The following is a 26,110-nucleotide window of genomic DNA, read 5'->3' as shown; positions in this document are numbered from 1 at the left end:
GTTAATTTATATATAACTTATCTATATATGGCTCAAGGAGTCTAGAGACTATTGCTGATACCCCCGTCTTCCGACTTGAGTCGCAGTTCTAAGGCTTTAGCCTGCTCCATCTGCGCCTGAAGTTCTTTCTGCGTGTTGCGTGCCCACAGGCTGAACGCGGAGGCATCAGCCTCCTCCAGGTCTTTCAGGTTTTCGTCGTACTCTTTTATGGCCTCCTGCTGTGCATTTGCCAGGCTCTCCAGGTATTCAGCATCGAACTCCTCTGCTTTGGTATTCCTCACTTCCTCAACGTGCTCCAGTTGCTCCTCTTCCATCTGCTGCGGAAGGGTCACGCTATACTGCTGTGCCAGTTCCTGCAGCTCCTGCTGTTTGTCTGAGTACCAGTCCACCAGTTGCTGGCCATATTGCTTTAAAGTGTCAACACCTGCTTTCTGGGCGGCTATTTTGCCAAGCTCTATCTGCAGCATGTTGTTGCGGGCCGCAAAAGCCAGCAACTCCTGCTTGTCCTCCGTCAGGGTGGAGTCCACTCCGGCTACTGTCGGTGTCCCGTTGGCCTCTGTAGCTTGCTGCTCGCCCGTGCCAGAGTCGCAGGAGGTGAAGCCCAACATCCCCACAAGGCAGGCGGCGGCAATCGTCATCTTTTTCATAGTATGTGTGCGTTAAGTAAAAACAATCATATACCGTTGCATACGAAACCAGCGGGAATTGTTTACTGCCGATTCGCCTCCGGCGTCTGGAGGTGCGTTGCCTAGGCCATATGGCTGGCATATACAGCCATATGGCCTAGGCGGTAAAGCAGAAGCAGCACCGGCCGGATTTGGCAGCGCGCTGTAAACAAACAGGAAAGCCTGCCCCTAACTAAAGGAACAGGCTTTCCTGTTTATATATGATCTACTACTTTCTCGTTAATAATAGATATGCTCTCCTCGGTTCTTGTTGAAATGGGTTTCGAAGTACTGCGCATCCTGTGCGTTATGCGGTCTGAAGCCCAACACGATGTTGCCCTCTTTCACGCCTGACTCATATACTTTAGCGCGCTCCTCCGGTATGCCGGCACCCACCAGAGCACCAATCAAACCGCCGGTTAATCCACCGGCACCTGCGCCTGCAAGACCAGCCGCTAAAGGACCAGCCACTACCAGCCCAAGACCCGGAATCGCTACCGAAGTACCGATGGCAGCCACCGCACCAATAATTGCACCGAGAGTACCGCCAATGGCCGAGCCGGCGCCTGTGCCTTCCAGCGACTTATTGCCGAGTTCAGTGGTGTCGTCTCTGTCATCGTCTCCGAAATGGCGCTTGCGGGCGTCATCAGACATCACTACGTTTATATCGTCTTTGTCATAGCCACGTGCTCTTAACTCTTCATAGGCACGCTCAGCGCTTTCCCTGTCAGGAAACATAGCTGTCATCATGCCCGCATTGTCTGTTCTATCTGTTCTATCCATCATAGCTTTTTGTTTAATTTTAGGTTTATTAAGTTCGTAAAAAGGCAGGGCGATTTTTGATTTCCCTGCCTGCTTAATTTAACGGCAACAGGAAACTATAGTTACGTTTTGGTATTTCAGGCAGGTGCTAGTTCTCGTTGCTTTTAGGCGGAATCAGCACCTTGTCGATCACGTGCACCACGCCATTGGAAGCCCTCACATCAGGCGTGATGATACTGGCTCCGCCCACCGTTAGCTCGGTACCGTTTCGCATTACCACCAGTTCCTCGCCTTGTGCTGTTTTCATGGGCATGTTGCCCTGCATCTCTTCAGTACTAATGCGGTTTGGGAGCACGTGGGCCTGCAGAATGCGCGTTAGCTCCAGCTTGTTGGCAGGGTCTTTCAGGTTTTCGAGGGCGCCGTTGGGGAGGGCCGCAAAAGCCTCGTTGGTAGGGGCGAAAACGGTGTAGGGAGCAGGGCTTTCTAACGTCACAAGCAGGTCAGCTGCCCGGATCAGTTCTAAAAAAGTGGAAAGATCCGGGTTTTGCTGCACAAGCGCTACAATGTTCAGGTTGCTTCCCAGATCGTTACCGGCCGACACGTTGGCATCAGCCGTGCGTTCCGAAGACATGTCTGTATCCGGGTCCATGGGAGCCTGCGCGCCTGTCTCATTCCCGTCGGTAACCGGAGACTCCGTGGCGACGCCGGCATTATCCATGGTGCTGTCTGAACTGGCGCAGCCGTAGCATAAAGTCATTGCCACAACTGCGGCGAGAGCTTGTCTATATATTGTTTTTCTCATAATGCTGGTTTGTGTTGATGAACCTATATGAACGGGTAAGAGGGGGTAACTGTTTATATGCTGCTACGGGGTCTTCCTTTGCTGTACCCGATGTGTGGCCGTAAAAAGCGAAAGCCTTTCCTGTGACGGAAAGGCTTTCGCTTTTTATTGCATAAGGATTGACCGGAATTAGTTTCCTACGGCGTCCTCAACGGCAACCTCATCTGGTTGGATCACGGTGTCAACAACATGAATAAATCCGTTAGAGGCTTCTATGTTATTTTTAACGATGGTCGCGCCGCCCACCACTACGTTCGTGCCACCTAAGGTTACATCAACCGGAAGGTAGCTGTCTTCTGTCAATTCAATGCGCTGTGTGGTATTAAACTGCAGCGAACTCACTTTACTAGGCAGCACGTGTGCCTGAATCAACTGCATCAGTTGTGCTTGGTTATCAGGCATCAGCAGCATCTCCAGCTTCTGTTTATCCATTTTGGCAAAGGCTTCATTCGTAGGGGCGAAAAGAGTCGCCTCGTTCAGGCGCTCGATATCCTGTACTAAGTTCGCTTGCTCAATCAGCTTTACAAATGTGGTAAGGTTAGGACTTTTCCTCGCCAAGTCCATCACTTTAAACTGCTCTGTGTCCCCTACATCCTCAAACATCTCATCAATCTCCACCGTGTTTTCCATCGGGAGGGCTGTGATCGCCACAGTCGCAACCGGAACCACTATCTCCCTTTCAATTATTAAGCTGCGCAGAGGGGCAGCGTCCATTGGCGCAGTGGTTGCTGCCGCCGGCTGTTCCTCAACAGCATCTCCTGCCATCGACTGGGTTTCGCTCATGGTCGTTTCATCCATGGCAGTAGTATCATCCATCGTATCGTTTGAGCTTGCACAGCCAAACAGCATTACTGCGGCAAATGCAACCGGAATTATTGTTCTCTTTTTCATAGCTTTCAGTTTAATTTAAAGTTCTAAAAATATGTAATCTCTTAGTTCTATGTATTTTAACTGAATTTTTCCGAAAAATGTTAAGCTATAGAGGGTGAAAAAAACACTTAAATAGGGTGATTTGATAATTGCACTAAAAATAAAGGGGTTCCTGCCAATTAATTGTACACCTTCACTACAAATATATAGTTTCTCAGTTTTTTTAGCTGCTGAGGCCTGCTTTGTCCTGAAATAGTATTATTTTTAGGTATATCTGTGTTAATAGGAGCCAGTGCAGGCGGTAATTCCGAGATTATTTGTAACAAATACGCAGATTTAATAGCAAAAGAGGCACCTTCCTGGCCAGCCTGTTTCCCGCTGATGATGCCAATCAGGTTGCCTTTATCGTCCAGAAGCGGGCCGCCACTGTTGCCCGGGTTAAGCGGAATAGAGATCTGATACGCCGTGGTGTCCCCCTCAAAACCTGTGGACGAACTCAGGGAACCCTCCCCGAATACCATGTCCTCGCGCGGGAAGCCGAGGGTATATACTTCCTCACCCAAATCAGACTCCTCGGTTTTGAAAGTATAGGGCAGGTTGCCGAAGGTCTGGAAGGTGGTATCCGTTACCTGCAGAATAGACAAGTCGTGGATTTCGTCGCGGTATACCTCCGTCACTTTAAATTTCTCTCCTGCCTCATTTTCGATGAGAACAGAGTCAGCTCCCTCCACCACGTGCGAACTGGTAACAAGGAAACCGTCGGAGCTGATGGCGAAGCCGGTTCCGCTGAAAGTAGCCGGGCGCGGCGCTGGCTTAGAGGCATCGTTGATGCCGTTGATGATGGCGGTCTGGGCTTTTTTCAGGCGCTCCACCTCGCGGCGCAGCTCCACGTAGCGTGCGGTTTGCTGGCGCACCGGTGTCTTAAGCTGCTGCACGCTCCAAAGGGTGCCGAACACAGAGATAAGGGAGACGCTGGCCGCGATGGCAATTGTCTGGAAATGGCGGTTCCGGAACACGCGCCAGCCTGCAGGCGAGGCGGGAATGGATTCCGCCTCCAGGTCATTGTGTATGCGGTTCAGTTGCTGTTTCAGGGCCTGGCGCTGGCCGAAGCTGCGCATAGTTTGCAGCAACTGCCTGTGTTCACGCACCTGCTCTGCCAGGCGCGCATCGGTATGCAGCAGGGCCTCAAACGCCGCCCTTTCTTCGGCAGGCATTTCTCCTTTCAGATAGCTTTCAATTTGCTCGTAAGCGCGGTACTCTAACATCGTCTTCTTCTGTCTGGCCTTCAACAGGCCGGTTACTCGCTAACCCGGTCACACCTCGGGTTTATAGGTGGCAAAGAATAATTTCTTCAGTCGCTGCAGGCACTTGTACTTCTGGTTTTTGGCCGTGTCGGAGTTGGTATAGCCATACTTCTCCGTTATCACCTGCATGTTCTGCGTGTTTATATAGTAGTCTTGCAACAGGCTGCGGCAGGGCTCCCCCAACTGCTCCAACGAGTCGCCCATAATGCCGAACTGCCTTTCCTGCTCCTCATGCTGCTGTGCGTCCTCTTCCACGGGAATGAACGCCTCCGATTCTTCCATCTTCACGGCGTAACGCCCTTTTTCCGCCAGCCGCTTCAGCCACAACCTGCGGCACACAGAGTACAGGTACGTCTTTATCTGGCAGCTCAGTTCCAGGGTGTTGCCCTTGATCTTCTCGTAAAAAACGATGACCCCCTCCTGGTAAATGTCTTTAGCCTCGTCGTGGGTTCCGCTGTTGTTCAGAATAAAATGAGAGATCATCGGGAAGTAAAGTTTGTACAGGTAGGCCAGCGCGCGCTCGTCGTCTTGCCGGATCCCCTCCATCACCGCCTCGTCCGTCTCATACAAACCTTTCTTCATTCCAGTCAATTTTAATACGTTTGGGCACGCAATGTAACCCGCTCAGAAATTATTTTTAATTTTTTTTCAAATACCGGGTTACCTATGGCGGGTTCCGGTATGAAGATCAAAATCGAAACCAAAACACTTAATCACAAACACAAGATGAAAAATTTATTTAAATTCGCTTTCGTAGCATTCGCTCTTACTGCTTTCACTGCTTGTAACTCTGAAGAAGCCGCTACAACAGAAGGTGAAGTAATCGAGACGGAAGAAGTAGTTACTGAAGAAGAAGTAATCACAGACGAGACCGTAGTAGAAGACACTACTGCTGTTATCACTGACTCTGCTACTGTAGTTGAGTAGTTATAGCAGGACTACAGCATTTCGCTTATAGTTCTAAACACACAAAGCGGCCCCGTGCATCAGCGCGGGGCCGCTTTGTTATATATAGCTGTCAACGCCATATATAGCTTACCGGAACAGGCATCGCTAAAGCAAAAGGCCGGCATGTAGTGCCGGCCTTTTGCTTTAGCGATGCCTTACGGCTCTGCGGCGGTCCATTTCGCTTTTGATGAGGTTGAACTCGCGGCTGCTTTGCCCGGCGATGGCGGTGTTCTCGTTGGCGCGGCGCAGCAGGTAAGGCATCACGGCCTCCACAGGCCCGTAAGGCACGTATTTCGCCACGTTGTACCCGGCCTTGGCGAGGTTGTAAGACAGGTTATCGCTCATGCCATATAGCTGCGAGAAGTACACGCGCCTGTCGTTGGGGGCGATGTTGTGCTCCGTCATCAGGTCCAGCAGCAGGTAGGAGCTTTGCTCGTTGTGCGTGCCGGCGCAGAAATATATATGGTTGATATGCCCGATGCAGAAGCGCAGCGCATCATCAAACAGCTTGTCAGAGGCTTCCTTGGTCGGGTTGATCGGGTCGGGGTAGCCCATGGCCTGCGCGCGCTTGCGCTCCTTCTCCATATAGGCGCCCCGCACCAGTTTGGCCCCCAGATAATAGCCTTCCTGCACAGCGGTGGCGTAGTCGCGCTTTATCACATCGAGGCGGTCGTGGCGGTACATCTGATAGGTGTTGTAGACGATGGCTCTTTCTCTGTTGTAGAGGGCCATCATCTCGTACGCCAGGTGATCGATCGTCTCCTGTATCCAGCTTTCCTCGGCATCCACAAACACCGGCACCCCGGCTTCGTGGCAGCGCCGGCAGATGGCGTTCACGCGGCCGCGGCCGCGCTCGAAGGCGGCGCGCTCATCGGCCGTGAGTTCCTGCCGCGCCTGCACTTTCTCCAGCAGGTTTATATCGATCAGGCCTGTCACCTTAAAAACAGAAAACGGGATAAGGGCATGGCCGCGGGCTTTCTCGACGGTGCGCAGCAACTCGTCGCGGGTGGCATCAAAGCTTTTCTCGTCGCCCTCGCCCTCCACGGAGTAATCCAGGATGGCGCCGATGTGGTACCGGCTCAGTTCCCGGATGGCGCGCTCGGACTCCTCGATCGTCTCGCCGCCGCAGAAGTGGTTGAAAACCGTCTGCTTGATGATGAATTTCACCGGCAGGTGCAGGTTAAGGGCAGTGTTGAGCAGGGTTCCGCCTATCTTCACGAGGGCGTTGCTGTTCATCATTTTAAACAGCAGGTACATTTTGTATAATTCTGCGTCTGATTTCGATTCAAACGCAATGGCTGTGTCGTCGAAAGACACTTTGGTACCGATATTCATGCAAGTTGTCATTAGCGCCGTAAAGATAGCGGTTCGGGCCTTGTTAACGACTATCTTTCAGGCAGGTTACCGGACAAAAACTGTGCTGCTTTTCGCCGGAACCGGCGCCTGTATCAGGTTGCTTTCATTCAGTTTTGAAGCTTGCCAAGTTTTGATTTTTCTGGACTGCCTGTTAGGGAATTCGCAAACGCACGCCTCATGGATCTGAATAAATATTTTGAAATCCCGTTGCCTGCTGCGTCTCTTTTCTGGCGCTTGGTAGGGGAAAGTACGGATGTAGCTACTATATTGCGGTTGCAGCCTGTGTAACCGGCCGCATCTCAACATTGGCGATCTAAAACATACTTTACCGTGACAGAGACGATATACATCGGGCAGCATGTGCTGCAGGAACTTCCGGTGCTGCTGCAGAACAAGGCGTTCAGCAAGGTGGCGGTGCTGGTGGACGAGCATACGCTTGCACATTGCTACCCCCTCCTGAAACCGCACCTGCCCCCCCACGACCTCATCGAGATCAGGAGCGGGGAGGAGCACAAGACGCTGCAAACCTGCGAGTATATATGGCAGCGCATGACCGAGCTGCACCTGGACCGCTGGTCGGTGCTGGTGAACCTGGGCGGCGGCGTGATCGGGGACATGGGCGGCTTCTGTGCGGCCGTGTTCAAGCGCGGGGTCTACTTCGTGCAGGTGCCCACCACGCTGCTCGCGCAGGTGGATGCCAGCGTGGGCGGCAAAACCGGCATCGATTTCCATGGGCTAAAGAACCATATAGGCGTGTACCAGGAGCCGCAGGCCGTGTTCATCAACCCTGAATTCCTGAAGACGCTGCCGCAGCGGCAGCTGAAGTCCGGTTATGCCGAGCTGATCAAGCACTGGCTGATAGCCGATGCCGCCAAGTTTGAGGAGCAGCGGAACATTGGCCTGATGACCGAGGACTGGGAAGAGCTGATTCGCCATTCCGTGGCCATCAAGGCGAAGGTGGTGGAGGCCGACCCGCTGGAAGGCGGCTACCGCAAGGTGCTGAACTTTGGGCACACGGTGGGGCACGCCTTGGAAACTTACATGATGAGCCAGCCGGGCCGGGAACTGCTGCACGGCGAGGCCATCGCCGTGGGCATGGTCTGCGAGGCTTTCCTGTCGGAGAAGAAGGAAGTGCTGGCCAGGGAAGCCCTGGACAAAATAGAGGTGTTCGTGGAGACGGTGTACGAGAAGGTGGTGATCAAGAAGGACGACATTGACCCGATAGCGGAGTTAGCGCTGCAGGACAAGAAGAACTCCAACTCGGCCATTAACTGCACCCTCCTGGCCGGTATCGGGCACGCCATTTACAACCAGCCCATCACGCTCCACGATATCCGGGAGTCTTTACGCTATTATCAATCATTATGATATCATCAAAAAAACTAAGCTCCGTTACCCTGACCCACCCAACCGGTAAAATCAAAGGAGAAATCAAACTGCCCGCCTCTAAAAGTGAGGCCAACCGTGCCCTGATCATTGCGGCGCTGTCGGGGCAGGAGTCGGAGCTGCACAACCTTTCGGAGGCAAACGACACTCAGTTGCTGCAACGCCTACTCAAAAGCGACGCCGAAACCATTGACGCCGAAGATGCCGGTACGGTCATGCGCTTTCTGACAGCCTATTACGCTGTAACGGGGCAGCACAAAATTCTGACCGGAACGGAGCGCATGTGCCAGCGGCCTATCAAGGTGCTGGTGGAGGCCCTGCGTGAGCTGGGCGCGGATATAGCATATATGGGCGAGGAGGGGTATCCGCCCATGAAAATGAACGGTTTCAGCGGCAACGGCAACCGGAAGCTGAAAGTGCGCAGCGACATCAGCAGCCAGTATATATCGGCGCTGCTGATGGTGGGGCCGCTGCTGCCGGACGGCTTGGAACTGGAATTGGAGGGTAAGATCGGATCCCGCCCCTATATAGAGATGACGCTCTCGCTGATGGCGCACTTCGGTGTGTCCGCCACGTTTCAGGGGAACACGATTACGGTGCCGCACCAGCCCTACAAGGCAGCCACCTTTAGCGTGGAGTCAGACTGGTCGGCGGCCAGCTACTGGTACAGCCTGGTGGCACTGGCGCAGGAGGCTGACATTACGCTGCTGGGCCTGAAGGAGAAGTCTTTCCAGGGCGACCGTGCCATTGTTGAGATCATGAACCGGCTGGGGGTATATACCACTTTCACGGAAGAGGGCGTGAAGCTGACCAAGAAAGAGCAGGAGCGCAACGTCTCCTTCGACTTCTCCGACTGCCCGGACCTGGCGCAGACGGTGGTGGCGCTTTGCGCCGGCATCGGCATCCGCGTGGACATGACGGGGCTGGAGAGCCTGCGTATTAAGGAGACCGACCGCATCCAGGCGCTGCAGATTGAGGTGCTGAGCATCAACTCTTCCCTGGAAGAAATCACCCCGGGAGTGTTCCGCCTAACGCCGGGTCTCCTGCACAAAGAGAAGCTGTCGTTCCGCACGTACCAGGACCACCGCATGGCCATGGCCTTTGCCCCGCTGGCGCTGCTGGCGCCTGTTGAGATACAGGAGCCAGGCGTGGTGCGCAAATCATACCCGAGGTTCTGGGAGGATCTTCAGAAAGTGGGATTTGAGATTGTGGAGAACGAGTGATCTCATGGAAGAGAGGCGCCTGTACGGTGATGCCGGGTTAATAGAGCAGAAGCTGGCGAACATGCAGCTCATGGAAACAGCAGCGGGCGGTTATGCCGCCGTTTATAAAGACCCGGCCACTGGCGCCTTCTGGTTGAAATACTATGCCACGGCGGCCAGGGAGGGGGGCGGTTACCTGACCTTGCTGCGGCTACCAGCTCCAACAACAGAGGAGGTAGTCCAGCTAGCGATCGGCTCCCCTTTTGTGGACGAGGCAGTGGCGGCTGTGCTTCGGCTACTGGATGAGGAAGCGATTGAGAAAAAAGACTTCAGGCTGCAGTTGGTCGAAAAGCTCGGTCAGCAACAGCCGGACAGCAGGGAGCAGAGACAACGGCTCCTGCAAATTATAAAACTAGCTGGCTTGGATGACCCCACAAACAGGCGTGAGGTTTTGCACAAGAGCAACGCGCAGATAGAGCAGGATGCTGTCTATTTCAAAGCTGTGGCCGCTAAAGCAAATGTTTTGCTGGAGAAGCTGCAGCATTAGCTATTCAAACCCTCTCTTACGTCCCTGATTAGCCCCTGCAGGTAAGCGGGTGCATGCAACAACCTGCTGCCGTACCAGCTGAACATCTCTCCGTCCACTACCTTTACCAGCGCCTGCGGGCACAGCGCCTGAAACTCCGCTATGTGCTTCTCCTGGAACGGGTAAGGCTCCGACGACAACAGGACCAGTTGCGGCGCAGCCTGCTGCAGCAGTTCAGGCGTTATTTCCGGGTAGCGGGCCAGGTCTAAAAAGACATTCCGGAAGCCGCAGCGCTGCAGTATATGAGCAATGATGTTGTGGCTGCCCACGGCCATATAAGGTGCGCGCCAGATAAAGTAGGCGGTGCTGATGGGCGGCTGCGCCGGCTGTAATGCCGCAAAGCCCCTGCTGATTTCCCCCGCCAGTTCTGCTGCCCTCGCCGCTGTGCCCGTTAGCCGGCCAACCTCCTGCATCATCCGCAGCGCATCCTCCAGCGTGTAAATGTCGCTCATCCAGACCGGGTACTTTTGCTGCAGCGCCTCTATGCCTTCTTTGTAGTTCTCCTCCTTGTTGCCGATGACTAAATCCGGCTGTAGTTTATCAATCACATCCATGCGGAAGTTCTTGGTGCCGCCGATAATCGTTTTCTGCTTTACGTGTGGCTCCGGATGGATACAAAACTTGGTGAGCCCTACGATGCGGTCTTCCAAGCCTAAGGAAAACAGCAGCTCGGTTTGCGAGGGCACCAGCGAGACGATGCGCTGCGGCAGCGCAGGCAGTGTTAACTGGTGGCCCATCTGATCGGTGAAAAGCATATATAGGTCCGAAGTACAAATTTCGAGTTACGAATTCCAAGTTACGAAGAATGGCAGCTTCTGATATCTTCTTGCAGATAGAGCGCTTGGGTGTAGTTATATATACCGCGGCTACACCTCATGAAAATACAGGCGCTTGTACTCTTTCCTGCCCCAGAAAGGTACGAAGGCCTTGAACGTTTCAGCGACGGTCATGCCCACTGACTTCCTGCGGATGTTGATAATGATGCCCAGGTGGATAACCAGGGATACCAATACGAACGCCGTGACACGCGGATCGTCTTTGGGGCGGGCAAGGTACAGCGCCAGCACAAGCCACGGCAGAATCATCAGCGCCCAGAACAGGTAGCGGTGCATATCAATGGGTTACAGGAAAGGATGAAGGCGCTAAAACCAAAAACCTCCGGGGTTTTAGCGCCGGAGGTTTTATACGGTAATTTTCGATTTTAGCTCAGGTAGCGGAAGTCCTGCTTGTCCTGTATCTTGAGCACGGTTTCGTAAATCATCTTGATCACGTTGTCCACATCATCTTTGTGCACGGTTTCCACGGTGGTGTGCATATACTTGAGCGGAAGCGAGATCAGGGCCGCCGCCACACCCGCGTTAGAATAGGCGAATGCGTCGGTGTCGGTGCCGGTGGCCCGTGATACGGCCGAGCGCTGAAACGGGATCTCCTTTTCCCTGGCCGTGTTAATGATCAGGTCGCGCACGTTGTTCTGCACGGCCGGGCCGTAAGCAATCACCGGGCCTTTGCCGCAGTGGATGTCGCCGCTGGTTTTCTTCTCGTACATCGGCGACTGCGTGTCGTGGGTCACGTCGGTGATAATGGCCACGTCCGGCTTGATGCGGTGCGCGATCATCTCGGCCCCCCGCAGGCCAATCTCCTCCTGCACGGCGTTCACGATATATAACCCGAAAGGCAGTTGGTTATTGTTCTCCTTCAGCATACGCGCCACCTCGGCAATCATAAAGCCACCGATGCGGTTGTCGAGGGCACGCCCCACGTAATAGCGGTCGTTCATCACCGTAAACTCGTCCTCGAAGGTTGCCACGCAGCCCACATGCACGCCCATTTCCTCTACTTCCTCGCGGTTCTTGGCACCACAGTCCAGAAACACGGTTTCGATGGTAGGTGCCTTGTCCTGCTCCACCTTGCGCACATGGATGGCCGGCCACCCGAACACCGCTTTTACGATACCTTTTGAAGTGTAGATGTTCACGCGCTTGGAAGGTGCGATCAGGGCATCAGAGCCGCCGTTGCGTTTCAGGTATATATAGCCCTCTGGTGTGATATAGTTCACAAACCAGGAGATCTCGTCGGCATGCGCCTCAATCACTACTTTGTATTCGGCTTCCGGGTTGATAACGCCGACCACGGTGCCGTAGGTGTCGGTGAAATAGGAGTCTATATAGGGCTTTATATAGGCGAGCCACAGTTTCTGCCCCTCTGCCTCGAAGCCGGTGGGGGAGGAGTTGTTCAGGTATTTCTGTAAGAAATCAAACGATTCTTGTCTCATATGCGTGGGTTAGCGGTGTTAGGGTATCAGGAACGTGAAATAGTAATTAGTGTACGTACATTTTTTTAGATTCCTAAAATTAATCCAAATTTTCTTAAAGTGGAATATTTCCATGCTTCTTTCTGGGGAGTGTAACCGCTTTATTTTCAAGCATCTTAAACGCCTTGATTAATTTGCTTCTGGTTTCAGAAGGGAGGATTACCTCGTCGATAAATCCACGGTGGGCCGCGCGGTACGGCGTGGCGAACTTCTTTTTATATTCCTCCACTTTCTCAGCCAGCTTCGCCTCCGGGTCTTCGGCTGCGGCGATCTCGCGCTTGAAGATGATCTCGGCGGCTCCTTGGGCGCCCATTACGGCAATCTCGGCCGTTGGCCAGGCAAAGTTCATGTCGGCGCCAATGTGCTTGGAGTTCATCACATCGTAAGCGCCGCCGTATGCTTTGCGGGTAATAACCGTGATGCGCGGAACGGTGGCCTCACAGAAGGCATATAGCAGCTTGGCCCCGTTCGTGATGATGCCGCGCCACTCCTGGTCGGTGCCCGGCAAAAATCCCGGTACGTCCTCGAGCACCAGCAGCGGCACATTAAAGCAGTCGCAGAAACGCACGAAGCGGGCGGCCTTGGTGCTGGCGTTTATATCCAGCACGCCCGCCAGCACGGCCGGCTGGTTGCCCACTATGCCGATGCTGCGCCCACCAAGCCGCGCAAAGCCCACTACAATGTTATCCCCGAAATTCTTGTGCACCTCAAAGAACGTATCGGCGTCGATGATCCCTTCGATCACCTCGCGGATGTCGTAGGGCTGGTTCGGGTTCTCGGGGATGATGGTGTCAAGCACGGCGCGGGTCTCGTCGCTGGAGGTCTCGTAGGGCAGGGCAGGAGGCAGGTCCTCGCAGTTCTGGGGTATATAGCTCAGCAGGGTTTTGATGCTGGTGATGCACGCTACCTCGTTGGCGCAGGAGAAGTGGGTTACGCCGCTCTTGGTGCTGTGCGTGCTGGCGCCGCCCAGTTCCTCGGAGGTCACCTCCTCGTGCGTCACCGTTTTCACCACGTTCGGTCCGGTCACAAACATATAGGAAGTGTCTTCCACCATCAGCACAAAGTCAGTGATAGCCGGGGAATACACCGCGCCACCGGCGCAGGGGCCCATAATGGCCGATATCTGCGGAATGACCCCGGAGGCCAGCGTGTTGCGGTAGAAGATATCGGCGTAGCCGCCCAGCGATACCACACCCTCCTGGATGCGGGCACCACCGGAGTCGTTCAGGCCTACAACGGGTGCGCCGTTTTTCATGGCCAACTCCATGATCTTCACAATCTTCTCGGCGTGCGTCTCGGAGAGCGAGCCGCCCAGTACGGTAAAGTCCTGGGAGAAAACATAGACAAGGCGCCCGTTGATGGTGCCGTAGCCGGTCACCACGCCATCCCCTAAATAATACTGCTTGTCCAGGCCGAAGTCTTTGGAGCGGTGCATCACAAACTTCCCGATCTCCTCAAACGAGCCTTCGTCCATCAGCAGGTGGATGCGCTCCCTTGCTGTCAGTTTCCCTTTTTGGTGCTGTGCCTCAATGCGGTCCTGCCCGCCGCCTAACAGCGCCTCAGCGTTTTTCCGCTCCAGTGTCTGTAGTTGGCTCTGTCTGGTTTCTCCTGCCATGTAGTGTGTGTGGTATAGTGAAGCTTGTGTTACTAAATCATTAATTTTCAAATATAAAAACTCTGCTGCGAATTCCGGTCCGGTTATGTCTTTTTTAAGAGGCGGGTAACAGAGGCGAAGAATTATATAGGGGTAGAGGCAAAAAATAAGGGCTGCCTATATGGGCAGCCCTTATCAATTTACTTACAGGTTCTTACTCTTTCGTTGTGTCGGAGTCTGTGGATTTGGTAGGCTCCGTCTCAGCCTCATCGGAAGCGCCTTTAGCTTTTTTGCCGTTGCTCTTCTTAGACATGAACGTCAGCTTCTCGTCACCCTCTTTGTAGGTCACCTGGATAACATCGCCCTGGTTTACCTCTGCCTTCAGAATCTCCTCCGCAATCGGGTCCTCGATGTACTTCTGGATCGCGCGGTTGAGCGGGCGGGCACCGTACTTCGGATCATATCCTTTCTCAGCCACAAAGTCTTTTGCCTCTTTGGTGAGTTCGATGGTATACCCGAGCGCCTCCACACGCGTGAACAGCTTGCTCAGCGACAGCTCGATGATCTTGTGCATATCCTCACGGCTAAGCGAGTTGAACACGATCACATCGTCCAGGCGGTTCAGGAATTCCGGAGAGAACGTTTTCTTCAACGCGCTGGCAATCGTGCCTTTCATGATGTCGTCCACGTTCTCCTGCTTCGTCTTCGACATGAAGCCGATACCGGCACCGAAGTCCTGCAGGTCGCGTGCCCCGATGTTCGAGGTCATGATGATGATCGTGTTACGGAAGTCGACCTTGCGGCCCAGTCCGTCCGTCAGGATACCATCGTCCAGCACCTGCAACAGCAGGTTATATACATCGGGGTGCGCTTTCTCGATCTCGTCCAGCAGCACCACAGAGTATGGCTTGCGGCGGATCTTCTCCGTCAGCTGCCCACCTTCTTCATAACCCACGTATCCCGGAGGCGCTCCGACTAAGCGCGATACGCTGAATTTCTCCATGTACTCACTCATATCGATGCGAACCAGCGAATCTTCCTTATCAAAAAGGTAGGTTGCCAGCACTTTCGCAAGCTCTGTTTTACCAACACCCGTCGGGCCGAGGAACACGAACGAGCCTATTGGCTTTTTCGGGTCCTTCAGACCTACACGTGTACGCTGTATGGCTTTCACCAGCTGGCCAATAGCCTTGTCCTGGCCGATTACCCTGCCTTTGAGCTCGTCGCCCATGTTCAGGAGTTTCACGCCTTCTTTCTGAGCGATACGCTTCACCGGAATACCTGTCATCATGGCAATTACTTCTGCCACATTTTCCTCTTTCACAGTATAGCGCTTCTTCTTCGTCTCCTCTTCCCAACTTTTCTTGGCAGCATCCAGCTGATCGATCAGCTTCTTCTCCTTGTCCCGCAGTTGGGCAGCCTCTTCATATTTCTGACTCTTCACCACGCGGTTTTTCTCCACCTTGATATTCTCGATCTGCTCTTCCAGCTTCAGGATATCCTCCGGCACGATGATGTTGTTGATGTGCACGCGTGCACCCGCCTCATCAAGCACGTCAATGGCCTTGTCTGGCAGGAAGCGGTCGCTCATATAGCGGTCGCTGAACTTCACACAAGCCTCAATCGCCTTGTCGGTATAGTTCACGTGGTGGTGATCCTGGTACTTGTCTTTGATGTTGTTCAGGATCTCGATGGTTTCCTCCGGCGTGGTAGGGTCTACCATCACAATCTGGAAACGACGGGCCAGCGCACCGTCTTTCTCGATATACTGGCGGTACTCATCCAGGGTAGTGGCCCCGATGCACTGGATCTCGCCGCGGGCGAGCGCAGGCTTGAACATGTTGGAGGCATCCAGCGAGCCGGAGGCGCCACCGGCACCCACGATCGTGTGCAGCTCATCGATGAACAGGATCACATCCGGGGACTTCTCCAGCTCGTTCATCACGGCCTTCATGCGCTCCTCGAACTGGCCACGGTATTTGGTACCAGCCACCAGCGAGGCAAGGTCAAGGGTTACCACGCGCTTGTTGAAGAGCACGCGGCTTACCTTTTTCTGGATGATGCGCAGCGCCAGGCCTTCCGCGATAGCGGTTTTACCAACGCCTGGCTCCCCGATCAGAATCGGGTTGTTCTTCTTGCGACGGCTCAGTACCTGGGCCACCCGCTCGATTTCTTTTTCACGGCCAACGATCGGGTCCAGCTTGTCGTCCTCTGCCAGCTTTGTCAGGTCGCGGCCAAAGTTATCGAGCACGGGAGTGCGCGATTTCTCGCCTGCCTTTTTACTGGCGCTGCCTGCGCGGGAAGACGAGCTGCCGAATAACTTGTCAGAATCATCAGAATCGTCAGTGTCTGACGATGCGAGGGGATTATTGCTATGATAATCCAGGGAGTCTCTTATTGCTTCGTAGTTCACGTTGAATTTCGCTAAAATTTGAGAAGATATATTGTCTTCATCCCGCAGGATGGATAATAAGAGGTGCTCCGTGCCAATGATATCGCTCTTGAAGATCTTCGCCTCCAGGTACGTAATCTTGAGCACCTTCTCTGTTTGCTTCGTGAGCGGGATACTTCCGGTAATGTTGCTGCTCTGTGTTGCTGTATTTCGTGTAGCCTGCTCTAAAGCGTACTTTAACTCATCTATCGAAACCCCCAGCTTCTTCAGCAGGGCAATGGCAGTACCTTCTCCCTCCCGAATCATGCCCAGTACGAGGTGTTCCGTACCAATGTAGTCATGACCGAGCCGAATTGCCTCCTCACGGCTGAGCGAGATAACCTCTTTCACTCGGTTTGAGAATTTTGCTTCCATGTATACTATATTCCGTGTAATCTTAAAAAAATCTGATTAATTGTAATTGGTTGAGAATAACAGGGTAAACCTAATTTTAAACAAGCCTGGTAAAGTAAATGTTCAGTTCGTCGGCCTTTTTATTGTAGGTACAAATGAGATGCAGGCCCCTGTGTAAACAACAAGTCAATTATACTAAGCTCTGGTGCAAATTGTTTGCCAAATACTTGCGTATATGGTTTTACGTGCAAAATGTCAGGATAGATTTTTGGGTGAATCCTATTTCTCAGGTCCAGTACATCAGCGGCACCCGTAGGCTGGTAAGCCTCCGTAAAACTTAGTGGTTTGTTCAGTTTTAGTAATTTAAGATAAAGCCGCAACAAATCCACGTTGAGCTGAAACAAATATTTTGGCCGCCGCTCATACACCGCTCTCAGGTAGTCGCTGTAGAATTCAAAGTAGGGCGCGCGGCCATATGCCGTTTGGATGGTGCGCCAGTGCACCTTGTGCCATTTCTGGGTGTAGTCAATCTCGATCTCTGTGATCAGCGTCTTGTCTTTGCTGCTGCCCCGAAGCACCGGGACGCTCAAGGGTTGCACACCCTGTGCCGTCAGCACATGGCAGCGGTTGCGGTAACTTTGTTTTATATAATTTTCATGCCGCTCCACCAGCAGGCTGTCGGCACGAACGGCTTGCCAGAAATACGATACAGGCGGGTTATACAGGGTTTCGGTAAGCAGGATCAAATCTTGGAATTACGAGTTATGAGTCACGAATTACGAATGGAAATATGGGGAAAGCAAACTGAGAATTGAAGGTGGGCGGCAGCCGTGCCACTAAATAAGCACGAAAAATGGAATTTCATATATGCGGGCGCAGGTTGTACCTTTGGGGCAGCCGACTAACCAATGAAAGACGATAGAAAGATACCGCCGCTGTACTACCCGCTCTGGCTCTTGCTGAAAGCCCTCTCGTTGCTGCCGCTGTCTGTGCTCTATATACTGGCGGATTTCTTGTACTTCGTGGCATACTACCTGGTGGGCTACCGGAAGAAAGTGGTGCTGCAAAACCTGCGCAACTCCTTTCCGGAAAAAAGCGAGCCGGAGATACAACAAATCGCAAAGGACTTTTACAGGCAACTGGCGGATATCATCGTGGAGACGATCAGGCTCTCCTCGATGCGCCCGGAGGAGATGAGGCGCCGCATTACCTTTACAAACCAGTACCTGCTGGACGACCTGGTAAAGCAGGGCACCCCTGTCATCACCATGGGGTCGCATGCGGCCAACTGGGAGTGGGTGCTCCCGGCGGGCGCAGTGCAGTTCAATTTCCCGACCAATGGCATCTACAAGTCGTTGCACAACCCCTTCTTCGAAGTATATATGCTGCAGGTGCGCGGGCAGCTGGGTGCGCGGCTTATTGAGATGAAAGACACCAGCCGCGACTTCGTCCGGAACAGGAAAGTGCCGCGCGTGGTGGCCATGCTCTCAGACCAGACCCCCATGAGAAGCGAGATTGAGTACTGGACTACCTTCCTGCACCAGGACACCCCTTTTTATGTGGGCGCTGAGAAGCTCTCCAACATGTTTAAGTACCCGGTGCTTTATCTGGACGTCATACGCACCAGCCGCGGGCACTACACGCTTACCTTCGAGGTGCTCACGGACGGAACGAAGCCCGCCCCGGCCGGCGACGAGGAGTTTCCTGTTACAGCATTGTTTGCCAGAAAGCTGGAAGCGACCATCCGCCGAAGCCCCGCCGATTACCTCTGGACCCACAAGCGCTGGAAACATAAGCGGCCGTAGACGCGAGTTAGAAAGTGTGGGAGTTAAAAAGTTAGAGAGTTGAAGAGTTAGAAAGTTGAGAGTTATCGAAGTGTTGGAGGATGTACGCATGCAGCCACCAAACCATTGGCAGTAGCTATAGCTATATATAGATCATTTTCTAATTCCTAAACTCCTAAACTTTCTAACTCTTTAACTTACAGATACTGCTCTATATCGCCTGCCCCTTCGCGCAGCACCTCAAAGTTATTGGTAACATCCACCACGGTAGAGGCAATGTTGTTGCCCGGGCCGCCGTCTATCACGGCATCCACCAGGTTCTTGAACTTCTCGTAGATCAGCTCCGGGTCTGTGCTGTACTCCAGTACTTCGTCGTCGTCGCGGATGGAGGTGGAGAGAATGGGGTTGCCCAGTTCCTTCACCAGTTGCAGCGCGATGTTGTTGTCCGGCACCCGGATACCCACTGTTTTTTTGTTTCCCGCATATTTCGGGACGCGGCTGCTGGCAAGCAACACAAACGTAAACGGGCCGGGCAGCGCCTTTTTCATCACTTTGTAGGTGGGAGTATCAATCCTGGCGTAATCTGATATATGGGTGAGGTCGGAGCATATAAAGGACAGGTTCACCTTGTCAGGTTTTACGCCCTTTATCTGGCACACGCGCTCCACGGCACGGGCATTGTGGATGTCGCAGCCAATGCCGTAGATGGTGTCGGTGGGGTAGATGATGACGCCGCCGTTGCGCAGTATCTCCACCGCTTCTAAAATCTTTCGCTGCTGTGGAGTTTCGGGATGGATCTTCAGGAGGGATGCGTTACTCATAGTTATATATATATGGTCGGTTTTTCCGGCGGTTGTACAAGTAAGTCATACTTGTTTAGAAGGGCGAGCGTTGCAGGTTTTGCCGCCGCTCCTGCTGGCTGTCGGGCAGCCTTCACGAATTCAGTAGGCCGACATGGTACAGATAAACAAGATTAGTATTAATTTTGAACCCTGAAAATCAACAGATGCGGAACCTAATAACTTGTTCCTGGTCTTTTATCATCATATGGCAAACGAAGTGAATACCCCCAGACCGAGAAGAAAGAAAAAGGAGAAGAGCATGCTGGTGCCTGGCCTGGCTGTGCTTTTCCTGTTCCTTTTTGTGAGCTTCTCTTACTACGCGTACCAGATCGTGTACACGGCAAACGTGGACACCAAGGAGCAGGACACGTTCGTGCTGATCCCGACCGGGGCCACGTACGAGGAGGCGATGGACTCGGTGGAGGCCACCGGCGTGGTGATCGACCGGTTGTCGCTGCGCTTTATGTCAAAGCTGATGGACTATGACGAGCTGGTAAAGCCGGGCCGCTACCAGATTCAGCATGGCTGGAACAACCGGCAACTGATCGGGGCCCTGCGCCTCGGCAAGCAAACGCCTGTCAACTTGACCTTCAACAACATCCGGCTGCGCAGCCAGCTCGCCGAGAAACTGGCCGCGAACGTGGAGGCGAGCGAGGAGGAGCTGGACAGCCTGCTGAACGATGAGGCGTACCTCAGTTCCCTCGGCTTCGACACCACTAACATTGTGAGCCTGTTTATCCCGAACACCTACGAAGTGTACTGGACCACCTCCGCCCCCGAGCTGCTGGAGCGCATGAAAACGGAGTACGACAGGTTCTGGACCGCGGAGCGCAAGGCCAAAGCCGAGAAGCTGGGACTGTCGCAGCAGCAGGTGTCCACGCTGGCCTCCATCGTGCAGGCCGAGACGATCAAAAACGATGAGAAGCCGCGCGTGGCAGGCGTGTACCTGAACCGGCTGGAGAAGGGCATGCTGTTGCAGGCCGACCCGACGGTAGTATTCGGGGTGGGAGACTTCACCATCCGACGCGTGCTGAACACGCACCTGCGCCACGACTCGCCCTACAACACCTACATGTACAAAGGCCTGCCGCCGGGGCCGATTAACGTGCCCAACATCTCCAGCATCGATGCCGTGCTGAACCCCGAGCAGCACCAGTATATATACTTCTGCGCCAAAGAGGATTTTTCCGGCTACCACAGTTTTGCCGTCACGCAGTCGGAGCACCTGGCAAACGCCCGCCGATACCAGCGCGCCCTCAGCGCCCGCAACATCATGAAGTAAGTTTGACTGTTGATTGCCGGTTGCTGATTCACCTGAATGAGTGCATATATAGGGAAGGGCAGATTGAAGATGAAGCCATATTGTATTTTCCCACAACCATTCAACCATCAGCAATCAACAACCAACAATCGACCACCAGCAATCATCAACCAGCAACCAACAACCAATAAAGTGTTCGAATCAGAAGTGAAGCTGCGCGTGCGGTACGCCGAAACCGACCAGATGGGCTACGTGTATTATGGCAATTATGCGGCTTATTATGAGGTGGCGCGTACAGAGGTGTTCCGGCGGCTGGGCATTCATTACAAGGAGATGGAGGCTACGGGCACCATGATGCCGGTGCTGGAGTTAAAATGCAAGTATATACGCGCCGCCAAGTACGACGACATGCTGACCGTTAAACTGCTGCTGAAGAAAAAACCATCCGGTTCGCGTATACTATTTGAGTATGAGGTGTACAACGAAGAGGGCACCCTGCTGAATGTGGGTGAAACCACCATGGTGTTTGTGGATATGAAGACGGGCCGGCCAACTGCCGTTCCGGAGCTTATCCACCAGAAAATGGATTCTTACTTTAGGGAATGAGGCTAAACCACCAATATCTGAAGCGCCGCAGATCGTACCGCAAGTTCATCGTTTTCCTGAAGCGGTGGCGGTTCAACGACGGCCGGTCATCGGTATATGACGTGGCCGATGTGCTGCTGGGGGAACTCCGCCTCGACTCCATCACGAAGCGTGCCTCCTATATGGCGTTCAACTTTACGCTGGCTATATTTCCGAGCATCATTTTCCTTTTCACGCTCATCCCCTATATACCCAGTGTGCTGTCACTCGACCTGAGCGAGAGCATCCTCAACTATATCGCCGATTTTATGCCGGAGGAGATGTACGCCGTGGCCTACACCACCATCGAGGACATTGTGAACAAGCCGCGCGGGGGGCTGCTTTCCTTTGGTTTCCTGTTTGCGCTGGTGCTCTCCACCAATGGCATTATGTCGCTGATGGATGCCTTCGATAAAAAGTACCATACTTTTTACCGGCGCAGGTATATGAAGAAGCGCCTGATCGCCACCGTGCTGACGGTGGTGCTGGCGCTCATACTTTTCCTGGCGGTGGGCATTATATTCTTCGGGCAGTGGATCCTGGACGTGCTGGTTTTCTATGAGGTGGTGACGGAGACCTATACGTACTCTCTTCTCGTGATCCTGAAATATATCTCCGTGATACTGCTGTTTCTGCTGGCCACCTCCATGATCTATTACTTTGTGCCGGCCATTGAGGACAAATGGCCCTTCTTCTCGGCCGGGGCGGTAGTGGCGACAGTGCTCATTTTCCTGGTGTCGATGGTCTTCTCATTTTACATCAGCGCGTTTGACAGCTACAACAAGTTTTACGGCTCCATCGGTGCTCTGATCGGACTGATGATCTGGCTCGACTTTGTCTCCATGATCCTGATCCTGGGTTTCGAGATCAACGTGAGCATCGATTCCGTTACGAAGCGGCTGGTGCGCAATAAAACGCCCCGCGAAGTGCGCACGGCCAAAGCCTGAGAGATATAAACACCAGCCTGAACGTACTGTCAGGCTGCCTGCCATATATACCGTCTGCAAAGCGATGCGGCGGGGTTGTGGCAGCGGCTGGAAAAAAGAAGCTTCACTCTCAGATGCTTATAGAGGCGCGTCGCCAAACTGCTTAAAAATTTTGCCGTATAGCTTTGATAATTCGGCGCAAGCCCATACTTTTGTACACGAATTAAGAAAGAGAGTTGGCGGAGTGGTCGATCGCGGCGGTCTTGAAAACCGTTGACTGTAACAGGTCCGGGGGTTCGAATCCCTCACTCTCTGCCGGTAGCGATACCAAACCTAGGTAAAAGCCTGCAAACGATGAGTTTGCAGGCTTTTTGCTTTTGAAACAACACCAGAACTACATACACCGTTTGCTGCTCGCTGATGTGGGCGATGTAGCAGGGGGGCTGGTAGTCGCTCCGCAGCCTCCAGGTGTTGTCCAGTCCCTGCGTAGCCACGCGCACCTTGCCTCGTACAGTATCTTCTTTACCAGCCCTATTAGCGGTTAGTAATCATGAATGGCGCAGGGGTGTCTGGCGATTACCTCATATAAGACCTCTACCTTCTCAGTAAGCACCAACTGGTTGCGGCGCTGATCTGCTTCCTGCACCGCTTTGGCCACGGCACCCTGACCGACAGCTACAACGCTGAATTTCCGTCTGGTCAGTACTCTGTGATGATAGCGGCACGGCATGGGAAACAGGGTAAGTAAAGGTATAGACAGCTCGTCCACACATCGGCTTGGGTATTCCGTATATATGTGCATCCAATTGCAGCTGCCTGCCGTTATAGTGCCGGGATATGGGGAAAGTCTTTCGGTCTGGCGGGGCGGAGAACATGCAGCCATACGAACAATCACTTCTTTAAAACGATATTTATGAAATGGCAGGGCAGAAGAAAAAGCGGCAATATAGAAGACCGCAGGGGGCAGTCAGCAGGCGGCTTCGGGGGTGGTGGCAGGGGCATCAGCCCGATGCTCCTTGTCCCTTTGTTCCGGCTCCTTTTCTCGAAAATGGGGCTGGTTATTGTGGCGGTGCTCGTGGCGCTGATGTTCCTGACAGGAACCAACCCCATCGCGCTCCTGCAGCAGTTCTTGGGCGGGGAACCGCAGTATGCACAGTCAACCGACTACCAGCCAACGCCGGAGGAGCAGGCGCTGGCCGATCAGACGGCCGTGGTGCTGGCAGACACCGAGGATGTGTGGAACAAGATAATAGATGGATACAGAGAACCCACCCTGGTGCTGTTCTCGGGGCAGGTAAACTCAGCCTGTGGGCTTGCTTCTTCAGCCTCAGGCCCTTTTTACTGCCCCGGCGATGAGAAACTGTACATCGACCTGAGTTTTTTCGGCGAGATGGAACGCAAGTTGGGTGCTGCGGGGGACTTTGCGCAGGCCTATGTGGTTGGCCACGAGGTGGGGCACCATGTGCAAAAGCTCACGGGGACCATGGAGCAGGTAAACGCCATGCGGGGCCAACTATCCGAAGTGGAATTCAACCAACTCATGGTGAGGGTAGAACTGCAGGCTGATTTTTATGCCGGTTTGTGGGCGCATCATACCCAAAGAGCAACAGGGTTTTTGGAGCCCGGCGACCTGGAAGAAGCCCTGAATGCAGCAAGTGCCATCGGCGACGACCGTCTTCAAAGGCAATCCACAGGAAACGTGGTGCCGGACTCCTTCACCCACGGCACCTCTGCCCAAAGAGTCCGCTGGTTTAGGAAAGGCTTCGAGACAGGGGATGTGTCACAGGGCGACACCTTCAATGCTACACAACTATAGGTCAACTACTTAAAGGCTATATACCAGCAGCAAAACAAAAGCCTCTCCATTGTTGAGGAGGCTTTTGTTTTGCTGCTGTTTGTTATCGAAATTTTTCCAATTGGCAGGGCGCCCGATACCCTGAACTGTAGCACCCTTCACTATCATACTTTTGCTGTTCGCTATTAAAGATTGCATATAACCACTAAAATGTATAACTTATATTTATGCTGAAATTAGCAGTAGCATACTATGTTTGGCTGCTTCGAAATAAGACTTTCAGCGACAGGAACGACATAACAAAAGAGGAGACTAAAGGCGGTTTATGTAAGCTCCTTTGCAGTATCGGAAATTTTCGGCTCATGCATGGCTGCAGGCAAGCTAACCCCAAAAAGGACAGGAGTATTTGAGAGAGTTTATTGGCTGATTGACGAACTTGGTGAATGCATCACCATTCTGCTGGTTTCAGTTTATACTTACCTGTGACCTGGAAAAAGCTGAGTGGCACCTTGTGGAGTCTGAAAGGTAGTTAATAGCCACTGAAAGGAGGTAGGGATGATAATTGGCAACAAGAGAATTCAGGAATTGCGGGAGAGCCTGCGTGGGCGGCTCTTCCTTCCCGGCGAAGAGGATTACGATGGCGCTCGCCAGGTCTTCAATGGAATGATCAATAAAAAACCCGCTTTGATCGTGCGCTGCGCGGGCGTCGCGGACGTGATCACGGCCGTCCGTTTCGCCCGTGAAACAGACATGCGGGTGGCCGTACGCGGTGGTGGCCATAATGTGGCGGGCAATGCCGTATGCGACGATGGTCTGGTGATTGATTTATCGGAGATGAAGAGCGTTCGCGTCGATCCGGAGAATCGGACGGCGCGCGGCGGGGGCGGAGCGACATGGGGTGACTTCGACCATGAAACCCAGGCCTTTGGCCTGGCCACCACCGGCGGCATTGTCCCTACTACCGGAATCGCGGGGCTCACACTTGGAGGCGGATTCGGCTTTCTCAACCGCAAGTATGGGTTGTCCTGCGACAACCTGCTCTCTGCCGATGTGGTGACGGCGGATGGACGGTTCTTAAAGGCCAGCGCCGACGAGAACGAAGACCTCTTCTGGGGTATCCGCGGCGGAGGTGGGAACTTTGGTGTGGTCACTTCTTTGGAATACCGGGTTCACCCTGTGGGGCCCGTGCTTGGCGGCGAGATCGTTTATCCGCTGGACCAAGCGAAAGAGGTGCTACGCTTTTACCGTGACTGGTCTACCACAGCTCCCGACGAGGTCAGGGCGGATGCAACGTTGCTGTCAGGACCCCATGGACCAGCACTGGCGATCATGGTTTGCTATTGCGGTGCAATCGGAGAGGGTGAGCGCGTGTTACAGCCCCTGCGGTCGTTCGGATCGCCTATGGTCGATACCGTCGCCCCAGTCCCGTACGCGACGGTCCAGAACCTGCTCACGGAGGTGTTCCGTCCCGGCTTGCTGCATTACTGGAAGGCTGGTTTATTCCACTCGTTCAGCGATGAGGCGATCGAAACGATTGTGGACTTCTTTGCAGGCGCTGTTCCCGCACCTTTCGCCGCGGTCGCAATCGAGCACCTGGGTGGGGCAGTGAGCCGTGTGGGGCCACAGGATACAGCCTTCAGCCACAGGGGCGCCCAGCACAGCGTCCTTGTTCTACGGATGTGGCAGGATCCGGTGGAAACTGAAGAGAATATTGATTGGGGACGGAGGTGTTACCGCGCCGCAGCGCCCTTTCTGGAAGAGGGGGTGTATGTCAACTATTTGGGCGATGAGGGCGAGGCGAGGGCCAGGGCCGCCTACGGTATCAACTACGAACGGCTTGTAAAGCTTAAGAACAAGTATGACCCCACCAACTTCTTCCGCCTCAACCAGAATATCAAACCAGCACCAGAATCCCCAACACCTGCTTTTCAAACCCAAAGCTGAAAATTTTAAGAGTTGTCTTTCTCGGGATAGGTTTACAGTTTTTGATGCTAAATCCTTCCACGGGTTTACACCATACACATCATTTGCCCCTCATTTGCCGAGGTTGAGATGGGAGAGAGGCAGCCGCAACGCCACATTGCCTTAATCCTTTTGCTTTCTTATTGATCGATACGTATTAAATTATTTAAGGAAGAGGCAGGTTTTCTGCAAATCGTTGCGTTGCCGGACGCCTTGGCTTTGTCTGAGGATTCTCCGGATTTCTGATATATAAGAAAAGCCTCTTGCTAAACGTAAGAAGTGCTTTACCGCCACCTCTCTCTACAG

General features: G+C 53.5%; 25 protein-coding genes and 1 tRNA gene. 11 read left to right on the top strand and 15 right to left on the bottom strand.

The features are described 5' to 3' along the window. Positions 1–41: 41 nt before the first annotated feature. The 6 genes from ABD920_RS20605 to ABD920_RS20580 form a co-directional block, all read right to left on the bottom strand. Positions 42–647, bottom strand: coding sequence for a DUF4142 domain-containing protein (locus ABD920_RS20605; protein ID WP_345161805.1), 606 nt, complete (start codon positions 645–647; stop codon positions 42–44). A gap of 258 nt (positions 648–905) precedes the next feature. After that, entirely contained in the window at positions 906–1,451 is a 546-nt protein-coding gene (locus tag ABD920_RS20600) for a hypothetical protein (protein ID WP_425568663.1), read from the bottom strand. A gap of 124 nt (positions 1,452–1,575) precedes the next feature. Then, a complete protein-coding gene (locus tag ABD920_RS20595; protein WP_345162373.1) occupies positions 1,576–2,184 on the bottom strand; it encodes a fasciclin domain-containing protein in 609 nt (202 codons plus the stop codon). 213 nt (positions 2,185–2,397) lie between these two features. Continuing rightward, positions 2,398–3,159, bottom strand: a complete 762-nt coding sequence (locus ABD920_RS20590; protein ID WP_345161803.1) for a fasciclin domain-containing protein — start codon at positions 3,157–3,159, stop codon at positions 2,398–2,400. Between the two features lie 158 nt (positions 3,160–3,317). Further along, a complete protein-coding gene (locus ABD920_RS20585; protein WP_345161801.1) occupies positions 3,318–4,427 on the bottom strand; it encodes a trypsin-like peptidase domain-containing protein in 1,110 nt (369 codons plus the stop codon). Positions 4,428–4,451: 24 nt separating this feature from the next. Next, a complete protein-coding gene (locus ABD920_RS20580) occupies positions 4,452–5,024 on the bottom strand; it encodes an RNA polymerase sigma factor (RefSeq protein WP_345161799.1) in 573 nt (190 codons plus the stop codon). Between the two features lie 99 nt (positions 5,025–5,123). On the opposite strand from ABD920_RS20580, the gene ABD920_RS20575 reads away from it, so the two are divergent. After that, positions 5,124–5,369: a hypothetical protein gene (locus tag ABD920_RS20575; protein WP_345161797.1), complete on the top strand. Its 246-nt coding sequence runs from the start codon at positions 5,124–5,126 to the stop codon at positions 5,367–5,369. A gap of 165 nt (positions 5,370–5,534) precedes the next feature. Here ABD920_RS20575 and ABD920_RS20570 read toward each other — a convergent pair whose 3' ends face one another. Continuing rightward, positions 5,535–6,725: a proline dehydrogenase family protein gene (locus tag ABD920_RS20570; protein ID WP_345161795.1), complete on the bottom strand. Its 1,191-nt coding sequence runs from the start codon at positions 6,723–6,725 to the stop codon at positions 5,535–5,537. Positions 6,726–7,076: 351 nt separating this feature from the next. Here ABD920_RS20570 and aroB point away from each other — a divergent pair, with 351 nt between their 5' ends. Genes aroB through ABD920_RS20555 form a run of 3 tightly spaced genes read left to right on the top strand, consistent with a single transcriptional unit; the run spans position 7,077 to position 9,881 of the window. After that, a complete protein-coding gene (gene aroB, locus ABD920_RS20565; protein WP_345161793.1) occupies positions 7,077–8,114 on the top strand; it encodes a 3-dehydroquinate synthase in 1,038 nt (345 codons plus the stop codon). Then, positions 8,111–9,355: a 3-phosphoshikimate 1-carboxyvinyltransferase gene (locus tag ABD920_RS20560; protein WP_345161791.1), complete on the top strand. Its 1,245-nt coding sequence runs from the start codon at positions 8,111–8,113 to the stop codon at positions 9,353–9,355. Before aroB ends, ABD920_RS20560 begins: the two co-directional genes overlap by 4 nt. A gap of 4 nt (positions 9,356–9,359) precedes the next feature. Then, the gene (locus ABD920_RS20555; protein WP_345161789.1) at positions 9,360–9,881 is read left to right on the top strand and encodes a hypothetical protein; all 522 of its coding nucleotides are present in this window, start codon (positions 9,360–9,362) and stop codon (positions 9,879–9,881) included. Here ABD920_RS20555 and ABD920_RS20550 read toward each other — a convergent pair. The 6 genes from ABD920_RS20550 to ABD920_RS20525 all read right to left on the bottom strand — a co-directional run bounded on the left by ABD920_RS20550 (position 9,878) and on the right by ABD920_RS20525 (position 17,356). Beyond that, positions 9,878–10,675 (bottom strand): ABC transporter substrate-binding protein, encoded by a 798-nt coding sequence (locus ABD920_RS20550; protein ID WP_345161787.1) that lies wholly within the window; start codon positions 10,673–10,675, stop codon positions 9,878–9,880. The genes ABD920_RS20555 and ABD920_RS20550 overlap by 4 nt on opposite strands. Before the next feature lie 111 nt (positions 10,676–10,786). Next, on the bottom strand, positions 10,787–11,032 hold the full coding sequence (locus ABD920_RS20545) for a hypothetical protein (protein WP_345161785.1): 246 nt from the start codon (positions 11,030–11,032) through the stop codon (positions 10,787–10,789). Between the two features lie 89 nt (positions 11,033–11,121). After that, positions 11,122–12,192 (bottom strand): M42 family metallopeptidase, encoded by a 1,071-nt coding sequence (locus ABD920_RS20540; protein WP_345161783.1) that lies wholly within the window; start codon positions 12,190–12,192, stop codon positions 11,122–11,124. Positions 12,193–12,286: 94 nt separating this feature from the next. Further along, a complete protein-coding gene (locus ABD920_RS20535; RefSeq protein WP_345161781.1) occupies positions 12,287–13,846 on the bottom strand; it encodes an acyl-CoA carboxylase subunit beta in 1,560 nt (519 codons plus the stop codon). Positions 13,847–14,039: 193 nt separating this feature from the next. After that, entirely contained in the window at positions 14,040–16,631 is a 2,592-nt protein-coding gene (locus tag ABD920_RS20530; protein ID WP_345161779.1) for an ATP-dependent Clp protease ATP-binding subunit, read from the bottom strand. A 119-nt stretch (positions 16,632–16,750) separates the two neighbouring features. Continuing rightward, positions 16,751–17,356 carry a WbqC family protein gene (locus ABD920_RS20525; RefSeq protein ID WP_345161777.1) on the bottom strand — a complete coding sequence of 202 codons (606 nt, stop codon included), beginning with the start codon at positions 17,354–17,356 and terminating at the stop codon, positions 16,751–16,753. Positions 17,357–17,518: 162 nt separating this feature from the next. Between ABD920_RS20525 and ABD920_RS20520 the strand changes: the two genes are divergently transcribed. Then, positions 17,519–18,415 carry a lysophospholipid acyltransferase family protein gene (locus tag ABD920_RS20520; protein WP_345161775.1) on the top strand — a complete coding sequence of 299 codons (897 nt, stop codon included), beginning with the start codon at positions 17,519–17,521 and terminating at the stop codon, positions 18,413–18,415. 176 nt (positions 18,416–18,591) lie between these two features. Here the strand turns inward: ABD920_RS20520 and ABD920_RS20515 are convergent, their stop codons facing one another. Further along, positions 18,592–19,215 carry an L-threonylcarbamoyladenylate synthase gene (locus tag ABD920_RS20515; RefSeq protein ID WP_345161773.1) on the bottom strand — a complete coding sequence of 208 codons (624 nt, stop codon included), beginning with the start codon at positions 19,213–19,215 and terminating at the stop codon, positions 18,592–18,594. A gap of 226 nt (positions 19,216–19,441) precedes the next feature. On the opposite strand from ABD920_RS20515, the gene mltG reads away from it, so the two are divergent. From mltG to ABD920_RS20495, 4 genes are all read left to right on the top strand, one after another. Then, the gene (gene mltG, locus ABD920_RS20510; RefSeq protein ID WP_345161771.1) at positions 19,442–20,518 is read left to right on the top strand and encodes an endolytic transglycosylase MltG; all 1,077 of its coding nucleotides are present in this window, start codon (positions 19,442–19,444) and stop codon (positions 20,516–20,518) included. 171 nt (positions 20,519–20,689) lie between these two features. Continuing rightward, the gene (locus ABD920_RS20505; protein WP_345161769.1) at positions 20,690–21,103 is read left to right on the top strand and encodes an acyl-CoA thioesterase; all 414 of its coding nucleotides are present in this window, start codon (positions 20,690–20,692) and stop codon (positions 21,101–21,103) included. Continuing rightward, the gene (locus ABD920_RS20500) at positions 21,100–22,068 is read left to right on the top strand and encodes a YihY/virulence factor BrkB family protein (protein WP_345161767.1); all 969 of its coding nucleotides are present in this window, start codon (positions 21,100–21,102) and stop codon (positions 22,066–22,068) included. Before ABD920_RS20505 ends, ABD920_RS20500 begins: the two co-directional genes overlap by 4 nt. 209 nt (positions 22,069–22,277) lie before the next feature. Further along, positions 22,278–22,362 (top strand) — tRNA-Ser (locus ABD920_RS20495). Between the two features lie 226 nt (positions 22,363–22,588). Here the strand turns inward: ABD920_RS20495 and ABD920_RS20490 are convergent. Then, complete coding sequence (locus ABD920_RS20490; RefSeq protein ID WP_345161765.1) at positions 22,589–22,777, bottom strand: hypothetical protein; 189 nt, start codon at positions 22,775–22,777, stop codon at positions 22,589–22,591. A 183-nt stretch (positions 22,778–22,960) separates the two neighbouring features. Here ABD920_RS20490 and ypfJ point away from each other — a divergent pair, with 183 nt between their 5' ends. Both ypfJ and ABD920_RS20480 read left to right on the top strand, forming a co-directional pair. Further along, complete coding sequence (ypfJ, locus tag ABD920_RS20485; RefSeq protein ID WP_345161763.1) at positions 22,961–23,863, top strand: KPN_02809 family neutral zinc metallopeptidase; 903 nt, start codon at positions 22,961–22,963, stop codon at positions 23,861–23,863. 534 nt (positions 23,864–24,397) lie between these two features. Beyond that, positions 24,398–25,786 carry an FAD-binding oxidoreductase gene (locus ABD920_RS20480; protein WP_345161761.1) on the top strand — a complete coding sequence of 463 codons (1,389 nt, stop codon included), beginning with the start codon at positions 24,398–24,400 and terminating at the stop codon, positions 25,784–25,786. Positions 25,787–26,110 lie beyond the last annotated feature (324 nt).

The organism is Pontibacter saemangeumensis (genome assembly GCF_039541895.1).
Classification (GTDB): domain Bacteria; phylum Bacteroidota; class Bacteroidia; order Cytophagales; family Hymenobacteraceae; genus Pontibacter; species Pontibacter saemangeumensis.
This window is presented reverse-complemented; position numbering and strand designations above follow the sequence as displayed.